This window comes from Allobosea sp. 01N443, from assembly GCF_056399325.1.
Map to the genome: position 1 here is coordinate 22535 of NZ_JBFTRC010000044.1, position 15028 is coordinate 37562.

Genomic DNA, 15028 nt, shown 5'->3' on the forward strand with positions numbered 1-15028 from the left:
TGCTGTTGGCCGTATCGCGGCGCCGTCAGGTCACGGCGCGCCGTTTGGCGAAACGCTCGTCGCGCCAGATCCCCGAGGTCATGACGTCGTTGAAGGCATGGGCGGCGCGCTCGATATCGGCATAGCCGAGATAGGCGGGTGCGAAGCCGAAGCGCATCATGTCCGGGGCCCGGAAATCGCCGATCACGCCGCGCGCGATCAGGGCCTGTACGACGGCATAGCCGTTGTCTGAGGTGATCGAGACCTGGCTGCCGCGCGCCGCATGAGCGCGCGGCGTGACGATGGCGGCGCCATGGGCGTGGCAGACCGGCTCGACCAGCTCCATGAACAGATCGGTCAGCGCGAGGCTCTTGGCCCGCAGTGCGGACATCTCGACATCCTCGATCGCGGCGAGGCCGGCGTCGACGACGCGCATGGACAGGATCGGCTGCGTTCCGCACAGCAGGCGCTGGATGCCACCTGCCGGCCGGTAGCCGCGCTCGAAGGCGAAGGGGGCGGCATGGCCCCACCAGCCGGAGAGCGGCTGCGACAGGGCATCGTGATGACGCGCCGCCGCATAGATGAAGGCCGGGGCGCCCGGACCGCAGTTCAGGTATTTGTAGGTGCAGCCGATCGCGAGATCGGCTCCCGCGCCGTCGAGATCGACCGGCACGACGCCGGCGCTGTGGCAGAGGTCCCAGACCGCGACGGCGCCCTTGGCGTGGATCAGCCGGTTGAGCGCCGCCATGTCGCGCAGTTCGCCGGTCTTGTAGTCGACATGGTTGACCAGCACGACCGCGGTGCGCTCGTCGACCAGATCCTCGATCCGCGGGGCGTCGACGCCCTCGAGCTTCAGGACGAGATCGGGCCGCCCGGCCGCCACGCCTTCGGCGACATAGAGATCGGTGGGGAAGCTGCCGCCTTCGGCGACGATGACATTGCGATCGGGGCGCAGCGCGAGCGCGGCATGCAGCGCCTTGTAGACATTCACCGAGACGGAATCGCACACCACCGTCTGCCCTGGCGCCGCGCCGATCAGACGCCCCAGACGGTCGCCCAGCGTATTGACCAGGGCGAACCAGCCGGCATCGTTCCAGCTGCGCACCAGCCCTTCCGCCCATTCCTCGCGCATGGCGACCACCATGTCGCTGAAGGCAGCCACCGGCGCCGGGCCGAGCGAATTGCCGGCCAGATAGATCGCGCCCGCAGGCAAATGGAAACGGGCGCGCAGGTGCCCCAGCGGATCGGCGCCGTCGCGCCGCGCGATCTCGGACGCCACCCCTGCCCTGTCCAGCGATGCCAGGTTCATCTCGCCTCCACTCATGGCCGATGCCGCCAGCGCGGCCCATCTGTCGGGGACTATCGAGACCGATATCGAAGATGTCAATTGATATATATAATTTTGCCAATCGCGTCATATTATATATATTGCCGGTAGCATGCGAGGATCCAATGGACGAAACCGACGTCGCCACCAAGACCGAAACCGCCTACCGGACGCTGCGCCAGGAGATCCTCGAAACGCGGCTGCGGCCGGGTGCGCCGCTGAAGCTCGGCGCCATGCGGGAGGCCTACGGCATCGGCTGGACCCCGTTGCGCGAGGCCTTGTCGCGCCTTGAGGCCGAGCGCCTGGTCACCTCCAGCGCCAACAAGGGTTACGCGGTCGCGCCCGTCTCGCTGGAGGAGTTGAGCGACCTGACCAGGGCCCGGCGCCTGGTCGAGCTGCCGATGCTGGCGGAATCCATCGCCAATGGCGACGAGGCGTGGGAGACCGCGCTGGTCGCCGCCCATTTCCGGCTCTCGCGCTGCACGCCGCCGGTGGAAAAGCCGGAAGAGCTGGTCATCAGCGATTGGGAAGAGCGGCACGAGGCGTTCCATCTGGCCCTGCTGGCCGCCTGCACGTCGCGCTGGCTGATGCGCTTCTACGTGCAGATCAAGGATCAGCTGCGCCGGCATCACCGCATCCTCTCGATCGCGCCCGCGCTTTCGCACAGCGCGGCGGGCACGCCATGGCAGGACAGTCCCGCCTTCGCGGCCTTGCGCGATGCGCTGGCGCTCGAGCCGCATACCGCCTTGATGAATGCGGCCCTGGACCATGACGTCGATCGCGCCGTCAGGCTGCTCGACGAGCATATCGAATTCACCCGCAAGGTCTTCGTCGCCTCCGATCTCGACGGCGCCCCCGGCCCCGCTTCCTGACCCCTTCGCGCTTTCGCGTCCGTCCCGCCCGTCCTTCCCGCCCGTCGCCGGTCACACCGGGCCCAGACAAGCCTTGATGAGGATATCCATGCCGTCCGTTCTCCCCGGCACCAGCCCGTCGCTCGTTCTGGTCAATGGCCGGATTCTCAGTGAGGCGGGGCCCTGCGAGGCCCTGGCCATCGCGGGAAACCGTATCGTCGCACTTGGGAGCTCCAGCGAGATCGCCGCCCTTGCCTCGGCCGAGACGGAGCATGTCGATCTCGCCGGCAAGACCGTCACCGCCGGCCTCATCGATGGCCATGCCCATCTCGACCGCGAAGGCCTGAAGAGCGTGCTGCCCTCGCTCGCCGATTGCCGTTCGATCGAGGACATCGTCGCGCGCATCGCCGAGATCGCCCGAACGAAGAAGCCGGGCGAGTGGATCATCACCATGCCGATCGGCATTCCCCCCAGCTATGAGAGCGTGCTGGCGGGAATCGCGGAACATCGCTTCCCCGACCGCTGGGACCTTGACCGCGCCGCGCCTGACAACCCGGTCTATATCCGCTCGATCTGGGGCTACTGGCGCTCGACCCTGCCACTGGTTTCGATCGCCAACAGCCGCGCCCTGCGGCTGGCCGGCATCGATGCCTCGACGGTGGCGCCGGCCGCGTCCATCGAGATCTGCCGCGATGCCGCAGGCGAGCCGAACGGCATCTTCGTCGAGACCAACAAGATGCCGGTGGTCGAGATGAGCCTGATGCGCCGGGCGCCGCATTTCTCCGCCAGCGAGCGGGCCGGCGCGCTCGCGGCATCGATGAAACTCTACAACCGGGCGGGCACCACCAGCGTGTTCGAGGGCCACGGCATTGCCGCCGAGGTGCTGGACGCCTATCGGCAGGTCCGGTCCGAGGGTCGCCAGACCGTGCGGGCATCGATGATCTTCAGCCCGGCCTGGCCCTCGACCTCGGCGGAGGATTGCCGGGCCCTGCTCAAGTCCTGGGGACATTGGCTCGCCGGCCGGGGATTAGGCGACGCCTGGCTCGGTATGGCCGGGCTCTACGGCGAGATCGACGATTCCGTGGAGCGGGAGCTGCGCAGCGCAGCCTTTCCGCAGACAGGCTGGGCCGGCTTCCACTATAATTCGTCGCTGCCGCGCGATGCCCTGAAGACGGTGCTGATCGAAGCCGCGCGCAACGGCATCCGGGCGGTCGGCATCCTGCCCAATATGCTCGACCTCTTCGCCGAGGTGGACAACGTCACCCCGCTCGCCGGCCAGGGCTGGGTGCTCGGCCATGTCGTCAGCCTGACGCCGGACCAGGTGAAGCGGGTTGCCGATCTCGGGCTGGCGGTGACCACGCATCTGACCGCCTATATCTACAAGCGCGGCAGCGAGCTGGTCGAAAAGCTCGGGCGCGAGCGGGCTGGCGAGATCGTGCCGCTGCGCTCCCTGCGCGAGGCCGGCGTGCCGATTTCGTTCGGCAGCGACAACGCACCGCTCAGCCTGTTCCACTCGATCGCCCATGCGGTCAACCGACGCGACCGGACCGGCGCCGTCATCTCCCCCGAACAGGCCCTGACACGCGAAGAGGCGCTGGAATGCGCGACGCTCGGCGGCGCGAAGCTGACCTTCGCGGAGGGCGAGAGGGGCAGCATCGCCATCGGCAAGCTCGCGGATCTGGCCGTGCTCTCGGCCGACCCGCTCCGCTGCGCGCCCGACGAGCTCGCCCGGATCGAGTCGCTGCTGACCGTCGTCGACGGGCAGATCGTCTATCGCGCGGACGCCGGCGGCGGGCGCTGAGGGAGGCCGCCATGACCGAACTGCCGACGAAAGCCGTCTTTCTCGACTATGATCAGGCCCGGCTCGACCTGAACTACAATCAGGGCGCCTGGGCCGCCAATGCCGACGAGATCATCGCCTGGTACCGCGAGGCGAGCCTTGCTGCGCATCGCAACCTCACCTGCCGCCCGCTCGCCTATGGCGAGGGGCCGGCCGAGCGGATCGACCTGTTCCCRGCGGCCTCAAAGCGGGCGCCGCTCGTCATCTATGTCCATGGCGGCGCCTGGCGCATGCTCGACCGGATGGACAGCGCCTTTGCGGCGGAAGCCTTCGTGGCCGCCGGAATGAACTTCGCCGTGCTCGACTTCGCCAGCATTCCCGCGGTCCGGCTGCCCGAGATGGTGATGCAGGTCCAGCGCGGCATCGGCTGGCTCGCCCAGCACGCCAGCGAGTTGGGCTATAACCCCGAACGCCTGTTCGTGATCGGCCACTCCTCGGGGGCGCATCTCGTCGCGGCCGCGCTCACCGCCGAGACGCCGCATCGCATCGCGCCTGGCATGGTCGCCGGGGCGCTTTGCGCCAGCGGCGCCTATGATCTGGAAGGGCCGATGCTCAGCGCGCGGGGGCGCTATCTCGGCCTGACGGCAGCCGAGATCGCGGCATTCAGCCCGATCCGCCATGTCGAAGCGCTGACCTGCCCCGTTCTCGTCGCTTATGGCGAGGCTGAAACCGACGAGTACCGGCGCCACGCCACGACGTTCCACGCAAGCCTGGAGAAGGCGGGAAAGGCAACGCAGCTGCTTCGCGCCGAAGGGCAGAACCATTTCGAGGTCAGCCGCATGCTGGCTGCGCAGGATAGCCCGATCTTCGACGCGGTCATGAAAGCCGTCTGATGTCTTGCGTCTCCAGGTCGCATTCCCGGCCTGCGCGAACCGGACCGGTCAAGCGGCTTGCCCTGCGCAGGCTGCTGGCGGGAGCGCACCGAGGCGCGCTGCGGCCGGCAGCAAGCATGGCCAAGAGGTCGATCATCTCCGGCTGCGGTGTCGCGCGACATCGCCGGCGCGGACGGGGTCATCGGCCTGTTGGGTGGCGAAGAGTTTGCGATCCTGCTGCTGGGCCTTGACAGCCTGGGGATTTGCCGAACGCGCGGCGCGAAGCGATGGCTTGCAGATGACGGCCACGGTCAGCATCGGGCTGGCCGAAGCCTCATCGAACGCAACCGCCCTCTTCGAGCTGCTCTCGGCCGCCGACCTCGCCCTCCACAAGGCAAAAGCGCTCGGAAGGAACCGCATTCAGATCGCCGGTGCGACGGGGGCTTGCGAGACTGCGCGACGGGAAGCGTGGGTCGAATGGGTGCAAGCGACCTACTGATTTCAACGCAGACGATATCGGCGCTGCCCCTTCCCTTGCGCTCGTGGCCTCAGGGTGCATGGCGGCGCCAATGCTCGGCCGCGCACGGCAATTGAGGCCTGGCTCCAGCCAGAATCGACGCCATGTTGACGCTGTCGAACATGCGCTGGGGCTGATTTAGCACGCGTCGTGTGGCTGCGGATCGTACTCCGCACCTTTTATGCAGTAGGCTTTGAAGTGACCGGGCGCCTCGACGATTCTCGTTTCCATTCGCCTAACAAAGTCCAACAGGTCGAAAAGGTCGTCGGAATCTTCGGCTGGCTTAACCTTCGGCTTGTCCTCGCCAACGACCCCCGCTGCGCCGAAGATCGCGATGTTCTTTCCCTTTGGCCTCTGCGCTGAGCGATAGATGATCGCGTCGATGCGCCGCTTGTGCTTCTTGATTTCGACGGTGTGGTGGTTAAGCAGATATTCAGCGACGGCCTGCGTCGGTAGATAGTCCAGGTACTGGTCTTCCGGTGAGATCGGCCGCGATATCTCCTGCATGAATTTCTGCATGAACAGCCACTGAGCGACCCGCGAGACCCGGTTCGGTACGAAAATATTCTGTGGCTTCGGAGGGGCAGAGAGCCGCGTCATATCCAAGACGCAGATCGGCTTCGTGATCGTGAATTTGGCAACCGCAACGATGCTGCCAACGGACGGACGAAGCTCGGCGATGCAGGTCTCGTGGGGACTGTCGGCGGACTGCCGTCTGCGCCGCAAGGGCGGATTGGCGACCAACGGTCCTGTGGCGGACAGCGTGAAGTCACTGCTTGACCGCCACGGCGTCTACTACCGGCCACAGACGGTCCCTTACAACACCACTAACCTCGACAAGGACCTGAGGCAGCGACTGATCTGGTGGCTGCGCAGCCAAGGATTTGTTGTTTAGTCCGGCCCTGCACAGTAGCCTGTGATAAAGAGTCTCCGCTCAAGAGCGGCCCTATCGCAGAGGAGGGTGCGCGCCAATGTCCGCTTTCCTAGCAACCAGCTGATGTCTCCTCTTGGCGCACCGCAGACTACGTGTGGCGCATGTGAAGGTAAGACATCCCCATTGATCCGAGACATTCGCGACGACGCGTCTGCCGGTCGAAACGCCCCCTTCGCGGCCCCCACAATCTCGGCCCCCTCACCCCACAAACACCGACCTCTCCGCAAATCCCGTATGCCGCCGCATCATCCGGCCCACCACCCGGTCGCGCGAGATGCGGATGTGGCGTGCCACCGCCTCGCGGGCCGCGGCTGCGTCCCGGCGGGCCAGCGCCTCGATGATCTCGTCATGGTCGTGGCGGACCTCTTCGCCGTCTTCGGCCGCGCCGAGATCGGCGAAGAGCAGGCGCTGCATCTCGTCCATGGTCTGGCCGATGCCGCGCAGGAGGCGGGCGTTGTCGGCGATGGTGGCGATCGCCTCGTGAAAATCCTGGTTGGCGCGCATGAAGGCGCGGTAGCTCGCCTGGTCGCCGATGCGCAGCTCGACGGAAGATAGCCGGCGCATCATCGCGACATGGCTGTCGGTGATGCGCGGGGCGGCGAGTTCGGCCGCTGCGCATTCGAGGATCAGGCGCATCTGGATCAGCTCGTGGAAATCGCGGAGCGAAAGCTCGGTGACGCTGTAGCCGCGGCGCGGAATGACGCGGACCAGCCCGTCCTGCCTGAGCCGCGACAGGGCCTCGCGCAAGGGCGAGGTGCTGACCTTGAAGCGCGCGACGAGATCGGATTCGTTGAAGACCGCACCTTGCGCGATCTCCCCAAAAATGATCGCGGCGCGGAGCTCCTGATAGACGCGCTCGGCCAGCGAGAGCTTGGCATCCTGTCCTGCTTCGGCCTTGGCCGGCATTGTTCTTAGCCCTTCGTGAAAAGGGTCGCGGCGCCGGATGCGCCGCGACCGCTCCCTGCCCTATTGGTCGGCGGGTTCGGCAGGCCCCGTCAAGCCCGGCGCCCGGCGAAGAAGCGCTGGACGACGACGAGGATGATGAGGGCAGCGAGCGCCTCGACAAGCGCAACCGCAATCAGGCCGGGCGCGATCTGGCCCGTCGCGTCCTTCAGCAGGCCAAGGCCATAGGGGGCGAGGAAGCCGCCGAGATTGCCGAAGGAGTTGATGATCGCGATGCCGGCGGCGGCAGCGGTGCCGGCGAAGAGCCGGTTGGGCAGCTGCCAGAACACCGGGATCGCGCCATAGRCCCCGGCGAGCGCCAGCGAAAACAGCACGACGACCATCTGCGGCGAGCCGTGCAGGGCGAAGGCGACGCCGGCCAGGCCGAGCGCGCCGACGATCAGCGAGCCGACGCATTGCAGGAGCGGGCGGCCCGTCCGGTCGGCCATCAGGCCGTTGCCGATCATCACCGCCGAGCCGACGAGCGAGGCACCCGAGACCAGCCAGCCAATGGTCGCGACATGGCCGAATCCGGCCTCGCGCATGATGGTCGGGCCCCAGAAGGCGACGGTGGCGTTGGCAATGATGATGCAGAAATAGACCAGCGTGAAGATCCAGAGCCGCGGATCGCGCAGCACCGTCGACAGGCCATGCTCGCGCGGGCCGAGTGCCCTTGCATCGCGCTCGAGATCATCGCGGACCGCGCTGCGCTCAGCATCCGAGAGCCAATGCGCCTGTTCCAGTCGGTCGGTGAGCCAGGCCAGCGCAAAAAGCCCGATCAGAACTGTCGGAATGCCCTCGACGATGAACAGCCATTGCCAGCCCGACAGGCCGCCCATGCCCTGCATCCCGGTCATGATCTGCCCGGCAAGCGGGCCGCCGATGACGCCGGACAGCGCGACCGACGACATGAAGATGCCAAAGACCTTGGCCCGTMGCTCGCTCGGAAACCATTGCGTCAGGAACAGGATGACGCCCGGAAAGAACCCGGCCTCGAAGGCGCCGAGCAGGAAGCGCAGGATGTAGAAGGTCGCGGGCGTCGTCGCATAGGACATCAGCGCGCAGATCGTGCCCCAGCCGATGGCGATGCGGGCGATGGTCTTGCGTGCGCCGATGCGTTGCAGCAGCAGGTTGCTCGGCACTTCGAACAGGAGATAGCCGATATAGAAGATGCCGGCGCCGAGCCCGTAGACGGCCTCGGAGAACCGCAGCTCGTCGGCCATCTGCAGCTTGGCGAAGCTGATATTCACGCGGTCGACCCAGGCCAGCACCCAGAGAACCATCAGGATCGGGATCAGGCGCCAGAAGATCCGGCGATAAGCGGTGTCGAGCAGTGTAGCAGTCGCGGGGGCGGCCGCGCCCGGTAGCGATGTGTCGGTCATGTCAGAATCCCCTCGGCGGCCTTCGACCAGCATGAGCGATGTCGTGGCCGGATTTGTGATGCATCAATAAAACATCATAAACAAATCGCGACTGTCAACAGGCACCCCTGAGGCCATGCGACGCCGATCAGTTGAACGTACCCTCCCCCGCGATCCCAGCACGGACCTCTTGACCGCCAGCACAAACTGCGAGCAGTAATTGAAACATCAAAAAAACATCTAAGGGATGACCATGTCCATTCTGACGCTCGGCGCTGCCGGAGATATCGTAGTCCGCGAGCGGCTTTATGCCGGCGATGCGCTGATCGACGAGGGTTATGGCGAGACGCTCGCCTATCTCCGGCAGAGCGATCTGGTCTGGGGTTCCTGCGAGGTGCAGTTCGCCCGCCAGGGCTATCGCAGCGATGCACCGATCGCCTATCTCGTCGACCCGACGGTGGCCGACGATCTCGGCCGGGCCGGGTTTGGCCTGATGACGGTCGCGACGAATCACACCTGCGATTTCGGACCCCAGGCCTTCCTGGAGACACTCCGCCACCTGCAAGCGGCCGGCGTCGAGACGGTCGGCGGCGGCAAGGACCTCGCGGCCTCGCTCGTGCCGGACCGGCGCGTGATCAATGGCTGCAGGCTCGGCACCATCGCGGTCTCCTGCCTGTTGCCGCCGGATTATGCGGCAACGGAGACCCGGCCGGGCATCGCGCCGCTCGCGATCGAGCAATGGCCGGAAATCCACCCGGTCCTGCTCGCGACCGAACCCGGCGCACCGATGCGGATGCGCAGCCGGGTCCGCGAGGGCGATCTCGCGCGGCTACGCGGGCAGATCGCCAGCTTGCGCCCTGAAGTCGACGTGCTGATCGTCAGCGTGCATTGGGGCTATGGCCGCGGCGACCCGCTGGCCGAATACCAGCGCCCGCTGGGACAGGCGCTGATCGATGCCGGCGCCGACATGATTCTCGGCAACCACGCCCACAGCCCCGCGGGCGTCGAGACCTATCGGGGCAAGCCGATCATCTACAGCCTCGGCAACCACATCGCCCAGCAGGATTGGGACAATGCCACGCCCGACCAGAAGATGATCTTCTCGCAGATCGATCCCTGGTCGCTGGTCTGCCGCATCGGCATCGGCCAGGGCGGCGTCGAGACGATCGAATTCCGCGCGACCGAGTGCAACAGAAGCGGGATGCCGGTGCTGATCCAGGAGCCGGCCCGCGCCCTGCCCGTACTCGAGCGCTTCGACCGGCTCTCACGCGGCATGGGCACGCAAGCCGAGATCGACGGCCTGAACCTGACCGTCCGGTTCGGTGGGTGAACGCGCCCCCGAGTGCGCCTTGGCTTACAGCAAGGCGCGCTCGTCGCGCCCCAACAGGCGGAAGGCGAGATAGATCGCCCCGGCGCTGAGCACGAGCAGGATCGTCGAGAGCGAGGCGGCCGTGCCGTAATCGCCATCATTGATCGCGATGTAGATCTTGACCGGCATGGTGATGGTGCCGCCGACATAGAGCACGAGCGACGAGGAGAGTTCGTTCACCGCCGTGACGAAGGAGAGCATCGCGCCTGCGATGATGCCGGGCAGGATCAGAGGGATGGTGACGCGCAAAAATGCCTGGACCGGGCTGTAGCCGAGCGAGATCGCCGCCTCCTCCATGCTCGGCCCGACCTGCCGCAGCGCGGCGGCCGAGGAGCGCACCGCATAGGGCAAGCGCCGGATGAAGACGGAGAGGATGATGATCGCCGCCGTGCCGGTCATCACCAGCGGCGGCGTGTTGAAGGCGGCGATGAAGGCGACGCCGACGACGATGCCGGGCATGACATAGGGCACCATCAAGGTGGCATCGAGCAGCGAGGTCTGGGCGGTGTTGCGCCGCGCGACCAGGCAGCCGATCAGGGTGCCGATGACCACGATCAGCAGCACGGAGGCGCCGGAGAACAGCAGCGAATTCCACACGACATCACCGAGCGTGGCAACGATGCGGCGGTAGCTGTCGAGGCCGAAGCCCGGCTGGAACACCGGCCCGTTCGTCTTCCTGACCGAATAGATCGCCGCAATGATCGCCGGCATCGCGCCGCCGAGCGCGATGAAATAGACCGCGGCATGGGCCGCGACATTGGCAAAGCCGCTCAGCCTGATCTTCTCGGGCCGGTTGATCAGGTTGCTGTGATAGACGTTTTTCCGCGACATGAAGCGCTGGATGAAGACGAAGACCATCGACATCAGGATCAGCGCCAGGCTGAGCGTCGTCGCCATGCCGAGATTGGAGCCGATCTCGGCGGAATAGGCGGTATAGGCCTCGGTCGCCAGCACATTGAAGCCACGCCCGAGCAGCCGCGGCGTGCCGAAATCGGCGATGGCATGGATCAGCGCCAAGAGCCCGCCGGCCGAGAGCGCCGGCAGGACCAGCGGGAACGAGATCTTCAGCACGCGCTGGAACGGCGTCAGCCCGAGATTCTCCGCCGCCTCCTCCAGCGAGCGGTTGACATTGGCGAGCGCGCCAGAGGTCAGCAGGTAGACATAGGGATAGAACTTGAAGGCGAAGACGATGAGGATGCCCCAGACGCCGTAGATCGGCGGCATGAAGACGCCCCAGGACATCAGCGTCTGGCGTACGATGCCGCCCGAGCCGAACAGCACGATCCAGGAATAGGCGCCGATAAAGGGCGGCGAGACCAAGGCCAAGATCGCCAGCATCGAGACGAAGCGGCCGCCCGCGATCTCGATGCGCGCCATGCAGAAGGCCATGACCGAGCCGAGCAGCAATGCACCCGCCAAGCCGCCGAAACCGATGATCAAGGTGTTGATGAAGGCGTTGAAATAGCGCGTGCTGCCGAACAGCCTTTGCCAGTTGGCGAGCGTCAGCACCCCGCTCTCGTCGCGGAAGCTGGAGACCAGGACGAGGCCAAGCGGGATCAGCAGCAGGACGATCAGGATCGCCCAGGCCCCGACCGCGACCAGCGTCCAGAAATCCGGACGCCAGCTGCGGCGCGTGGCTGAAACGGCGATGGCGCTCATGCCGTAAGCTCCGCCGGGACACGCCGTCCCTTCGCGTCGAAGCCATGGAGATCGGCCGGGTCGAAGCTCAGGCGGATCTGCCGGCCGGCCTCGATCGCGAGATCGGGCGGCGGCGCGCCGATCTGGGCTACGAGCCTGTGCCCCTGCGCCTGGACGGTGAGATGCGCCTCACGGCCGAGATAGGAGAAATGCTCGACCGTTCCGGCGATGCTGGCGGCGCCGTTTCCACTTCCCCCTTCGCTAGCCCCCGCCTCGGCGAGGCGCAGGCGCTCCGGCCGCAACGCCCATTGCGCCACGTCCTTCACCTCCGGCAAGCCGAAGGCGGCGGGCGCAAGCAGGTTCATCGTCCCGACGAAGGAGGCGACGAAACGCGTCGCCGGCTTCCCGTAGATCTGCTGCGGCGTGCCGATCTGCTCGACGCAGCCATGGTCCATCACGCAGATCCGGTCGGAAATGGCGAGCGCCTCCTCCTGGTCATGTGTCACATAGATCGCGGCGATGCCGATCGTGCGCTGGATCGCGCGGATCTCGTCGCGCAGGTCGAGCCGGAGCTTGGCGTCGAGATTGGAGAGCGGCTCGTCCATCAGGAGCAGGCGCGGCTTCACCACCATCGCCCGGGCAATGCCGATGCGCTGCTGCTGGCCGCCCGACAGTGCGGCCGGCAGGCGCTCGGCAAGCGCCGCCAGCCGGACGGTCGCCAGCGCCTCGGCGACGCGCTCGCGGATCTCGGAGGCCGCGACCTTGCGGGCTTTCAGGCCGAAGGCGACGTTCTCGGCGACCGTCAGATGCGGGAAGATCGCATAATCCTGGAAGACCATGCCGATATCGCGCTTATGCGGCGGCACCGAAAGCAGGTCGTGGCCGGCGAGATCCACCCTGCCCTCGGTGAGCTGCGAGAAACCGGCGATCGAGCGCAGCAAGGTGGTCTTGCCGCAGCCCGATGGGCCGAGCAGCGTGAAGAACTCGCCCTTCGCGACCGAGAAGGACACACCGTTCAAGGCCGTCGTGGCCCCATAGCGCTTGATCGCGCCGTCGACAGTCAGATACGCCATGCCGGCAAAGCACTCCCGTCCCTTCCCTAGTTGCGCATGGCCGCGATTGGACGGCAAGATGGAGAAACTGCGCCGGCACAGAACGAACCGGCGTGACGGGGATGGAGAGCAGGCGATGATGTCGAGCAGGAACTGGGTGGGTCATCTCGTGCTGGCGGCCGGGATTCTCGGCTTGGCCGGCGGAGCCTATGCGGCCGACAACAAGGTCGTGCTCTACACCGCCCATAAATCCTCGATCGTGCAGAAGATGATCCCGCTCTTCGAGGCCGAGACCGGAATCAAGGCCGAGGTCGTGCAGCTTGGGTCCGGCGATGTCTTCCGCCGCGCCCGCGCCGAGGCCAGCGCGCCCAAGGCCGATGTGATCTGGAGCGTCACCGGCTCGCTGCTCAGCGAAAACGCCGATCTGCTCACGCCCTATACGCCCAAGGAACAGGCGGCGATCGACGAGCGTTTCGTCGCGAGCCCGGCCTGGACGCCCTATACGACCGTGATCTACGTGCTGATGGTCAACAACAAGATGGTCAAGGACGCCGAGATCCCGAAGACCTGGGCCGAGCTGTCCGATCCGAAATGGAAGGGCAAGGTCGCCTCGKCCCGCGTCGACAATTCCGGCTCGGCCTTCCAGCAGATGACGACCGTGCTGACCGCCGGCGGCGACAAGGGCTGGGAGGTCTATGGCAAGCTCGCCAAGAACTTCATCTTCTCCGACAGCTCCGGCGCCGTGCCGCGCTATGTCGCCGATGGCGAGGCGCCGCTCGGCCTGACGCTCGAGGACAATGCGCTCGAATATGTCGCCGGCGGCGCGCCGGTGAAGATCGCCTATATCGCGGACGGCACGACGACCTCGCCCGACGGCGTGGGGCTGGTGAAGGGCGCGCCCAATCCCGAACCGGCGAAGCGCTTCATCGACTGGGCCTTGTCGAAGAAGACGCAGGAAGCTCTGGTGAAGGAAGCCGGCCGCCGCTCGGTGCGCAAGGATGTCGCCGCGCCGGGCGATGTCAAGCCGCTGGCCGAGCTGACCCTGGTCAAGCTCAAAACCGTCGAGGAACTCGGCGGCACCAAGGCGATGATCGAAAAGTGGAGGCAGGCGACCGGCCAGTGATGGCTTGAACGAGCCGGCTGAAGCCGCCTCGCGCCGATATCCACCATGCAGATTGAAAGCTTCAGCCTCGGCAAGCGCTTCGCCAGCCCTGAGGAGAACGAAGACAGCGTCGTCATCCTGCCCGGCCGCGGCTATGCCGTGATCGATGGCGTGACCGACCGCAGCGGCCGACGCTTCGGGACGATGCGGGCGGGGCGCTTCGCCTCGGCCCGGGTCGCGACCGAAGTCGCCCGCTTCCTCCTCAGCGAAGACCTGAGCGTGCGCGGCGGCGATGCGCGCGTGCGCCGGCTGGTCCTGGCGCTCAGCGACACGCTGCGCGCCGGCTACGCGGCGCATGGCCTGGCGGAGCGGGTGGAAGGTGATGCGTCAGCGCGGATCGGCTGCACGCTGGCGCTGGGCTACCATGACGGCCCGGCCCTGCAGCTCGTCTCGATCGGCGATTCCGGCATCCGCTTAAGCGGACAAACGCTCGGGACTGTCCGCCATGTCGAGGCGAAGCCCCTCGACCGCGTGACCGCGCTGATCCGGCGGGAATGCTGGGCCTATCTCGGCCGGATGCGGGCCGATCCGCTGCACCAGCGCGCGATCTCGGACGATGCCGTCTGGAACGGGTTGCGCGTGCCGCCGGCAGGCTTGAGCGCGGAGGCGAGCGCCGAGGTCAGGGCCCATGTGCTGCATCTTTGCAGCGAGGAGATGCCGACGATCGCGCGCACCGAGATCGAGCGGCTGCTCGACAGCGGCATCAGTGGCCAGCGCGTCTTCGCCAATCTCCCGACCAGCGATCTCGGCTATGGCGTGCTCGACGGCTTCGCCATCGCCGAGCGGCATGTCTTCACCGCCGACTATGCCGCAGATGAGGTCTCGCGGCTCGAACTGTTCAGCGACGGCTATTTCGCCGAGCCCGAGGCCTTTGGCGTCGCGGCCTGGGAGGCGAGCTTCGCCGAGGTCGAGCGGCTCGACCCCGACAAGATCGGCCCCTATGCCAGCGTGAAGGGCTCCGGCCCCGATGGCTGGACCGACGACCGGACCTATCTCGGAATCGCGTTCGATCGCTGAACGGGTAAGCCGGCGCGGCAGGCGCAGGGCTGGCCGTCCCGCCCTCGCCGTCTTCCGGCGGGATGGCGATCATCCGGCCGCCGCGGCGCTTCCAGCCCCTATTCGGGCGCGCCCTCGCGCCGCCTGAGCGCCTTCAGCCGGCTGATCAGATGGCGGGCGCCCATCAGGATAGGCTGCTCCAGATGGTCCTTGGCGCGCTCGATATCGCCCGCTCTGCAGAGATCGAG

The 15028-nt window shown here is 66.7% G+C and carries 13 protein-coding genes; 7 read left to right on the forward strand and 6 right to left on the reverse strand.

The window, feature by feature from the left end:
- Positions 1-25: 25 nt before the first annotated feature.
- Positions 26-1288 (reverse strand): kynureninase, encoded by a 1263-nt coding sequence (gene kynU / locus AC1DRP_RS13655; protein ID WP_476768730.1) that lies wholly within the window; start codon positions 1286-1288, stop codon positions 26-28.
- A gap of 71 nt (positions 1289-1359) precedes the next feature.
- Between kynU and AC1DRP_RS13660 the strand changes: the two genes are divergently transcribed.
- The 4 genes from AC1DRP_RS13660 (at position 1360) to AC1DRP_RS13675 (ending at position 5308) form a co-directional block, all read left to right on the forward strand.
- Positions 1360-2178 carry a GntR family transcriptional regulator gene (locus AC1DRP_RS13660; protein WP_476768731.1) on the forward strand — a complete coding sequence of 273 codons (819 nt, stop codon included), beginning with the start codon at positions 1360-1362 and terminating at the stop codon, positions 2176-2178.
- Positions 2179-2266: 88 nt separating this feature from the next.
- Positions 2267-3958, forward strand: a complete 1692-nt coding sequence (locus AC1DRP_RS13665) for an amidohydrolase (RefSeq protein WP_476768732.1) — start codon at positions 2267-2269, stop codon at positions 3956-3958.
- Positions 3959-3969: 11 nt separating this feature from the next.
- Entirely contained in the window at positions 3970-4830 is an 861-nt protein-coding gene (locus AC1DRP_RS13670) for an alpha/beta hydrolase (RefSeq protein ID WP_441508320.1), read from the forward strand.
- Positions 4831-5107: 277 nt separating this feature from the next.
- On the forward strand, positions 5108-5308 hold the full coding sequence (locus tag AC1DRP_RS13675) for a nucleotidyl cyclase domain-containing protein (protein ID WP_441508319.1): 201 nt from the start codon (positions 5108-5110) through the stop codon (positions 5306-5308).
- A gap of 156 nt (positions 5309-5464) precedes the next feature.
- Here AC1DRP_RS13675 and AC1DRP_RS13680 read toward each other — a convergent pair whose 3' ends face one another.
- The 3 genes from AC1DRP_RS13680 to AC1DRP_RS13690 all read right to left on the reverse strand — a co-directional run bounded on the left by AC1DRP_RS13680 (position 5465) and on the right by AC1DRP_RS13690 (position 8584).
- The gene (locus tag AC1DRP_RS13680; RefSeq protein ID WP_441508318.1) at positions 5465-6070 is read right to left on the reverse strand and encodes an RES family NAD+ phosphorylase; all 606 of its coding nucleotides are present in this window, start codon (positions 6068-6070) and stop codon (positions 5465-5467) included.
- Between the two features lie 388 nt (positions 6071-6458).
- Positions 6459-7166 carry a GntR family transcriptional regulator gene (locus AC1DRP_RS13685; RefSeq protein ID WP_441508317.1) on the reverse strand — a complete coding sequence of 236 codons (708 nt, stop codon included), beginning with the start codon at positions 7164-7166 and terminating at the stop codon, positions 6459-6461.
- An 89-nt stretch (positions 7167-7255) separates the two neighbouring features.
- Positions 7256-8584, reverse strand: coding sequence for an MFS transporter (locus AC1DRP_RS13690; protein ID WP_476768733.1), 1329 nt, complete (start codon positions 8582-8584; stop codon positions 7256-7258).
- A gap of 232 nt (positions 8585-8816) precedes the next feature.
- Here AC1DRP_RS13690 and AC1DRP_RS13695 point away from each other — a divergent pair, with 232 nt between their 5' ends.
- Positions 8817-9893 carry a CapA family protein gene (locus AC1DRP_RS13695; protein ID WP_476768734.1) on the forward strand — a complete coding sequence of 359 codons (1077 nt, stop codon included), beginning with the start codon at positions 8817-8819 and terminating at the stop codon, positions 9891-9893.
- Positions 9894-9917: 24 nt separating this feature from the next.
- Here AC1DRP_RS13695 and AC1DRP_RS13700 read toward each other — a convergent pair whose 3' ends face one another.
- Both AC1DRP_RS13700 and AC1DRP_RS13705 read right to left on the reverse strand, forming a co-directional pair.
- Positions 9918-11591 (reverse strand): ABC transporter permease, encoded by a 1674-nt coding sequence (locus AC1DRP_RS13700; RefSeq protein WP_441508314.1) that lies wholly within the window; start codon positions 11589-11591, stop codon positions 9918-9920.
- Positions 11588-12643 carry an ABC transporter ATP-binding protein gene (locus AC1DRP_RS13705; protein ID WP_441492320.1) on the reverse strand — a complete coding sequence of 352 codons (1056 nt, stop codon included), beginning with the start codon at positions 12641-12643 and terminating at the stop codon, positions 11588-11590. The genes AC1DRP_RS13700 and AC1DRP_RS13705 overlap by 4 nt, the downstream gene beginning before the upstream one ends.
- 115 nt (positions 12644-12758) lie before the next feature.
- Here AC1DRP_RS13705 and AC1DRP_RS13710 point away from each other — a divergent pair, with 115 nt between their 5' ends.
- Entirely contained in the window at positions 12759-13745 is a 987-nt protein-coding gene (locus tag AC1DRP_RS13710) for an extracellular solute-binding protein (RefSeq protein ID WP_476768735.1), read from the forward strand.
- 45 nt (positions 13746-13790) lie between these two features.
- Positions 13791-14801: a hypothetical protein gene (locus AC1DRP_RS13715; protein ID WP_476768736.1), complete on the forward strand. Its 1011-nt coding sequence runs from the start codon at positions 13791-13793 to the stop codon at positions 14799-14801.
- Positions 14802-15028 lie beyond the last annotated feature (227 nt).

Coding starts and splice junctions, on each gene's coding strand:
- kynU (WP_476768730.1), bottom strand. CDS start 1,288: ATGAACCTGGCATCGCTGGACAGGGCAGGGGTGGCGTCCGAGATCGCG.
- AC1DRP_RS13660 (WP_476768731.1), top strand. CDS start 1,360: ATGTCAATTGATATATATAATTTTGCCAATCGCGTCATATTATATATA.
- AC1DRP_RS13665 (WP_476768732.1), top strand. CDS start 2,267: ATGCCGTCCGTTCTCCCCGGCACCAGCCCGTCGCTCGTTCTGGTCAAT.
- AC1DRP_RS13675 (WP_441508319.1), top strand. CDS start 5,108: ATGACGGCCACGGTCAGCATCGGGCTGGCCGAAGCCTCATCGAACGCA.
- AC1DRP_RS13685 (WP_441508317.1), bottom strand. CDS start 7,166: ATGCCGGCCAAGGCCGAAGCAGGACAGGATGCCAAGCTCTCGCTGGCC.
- AC1DRP_RS13695 (WP_476768734.1), top strand. CDS start 8,817: ATGTCCATTCTGACGCTCGGCGCTGCCGGAGATATCGTAGTCCGCGAG.
- AC1DRP_RS13700 (WP_441508314.1), bottom strand. CDS start 11,591: ATGAGCGCCATCGCCGTTTCAGCCACGCGCCGCAGCTGGCGTCCGGAT.
- AC1DRP_RS13705 (WP_441492320.1), bottom strand. CDS start 12,643: ATGGCGTATCTGACTGTCGACGGCGCGATCAAGCGCTATGGGGCCACG.
- AC1DRP_RS13715 (WP_476768736.1), top strand. CDS start 13,791: ATGCAGATTGAAAGCTTCAGCCTCGGCAAGCGCTTCGCCAGCCCTGAG.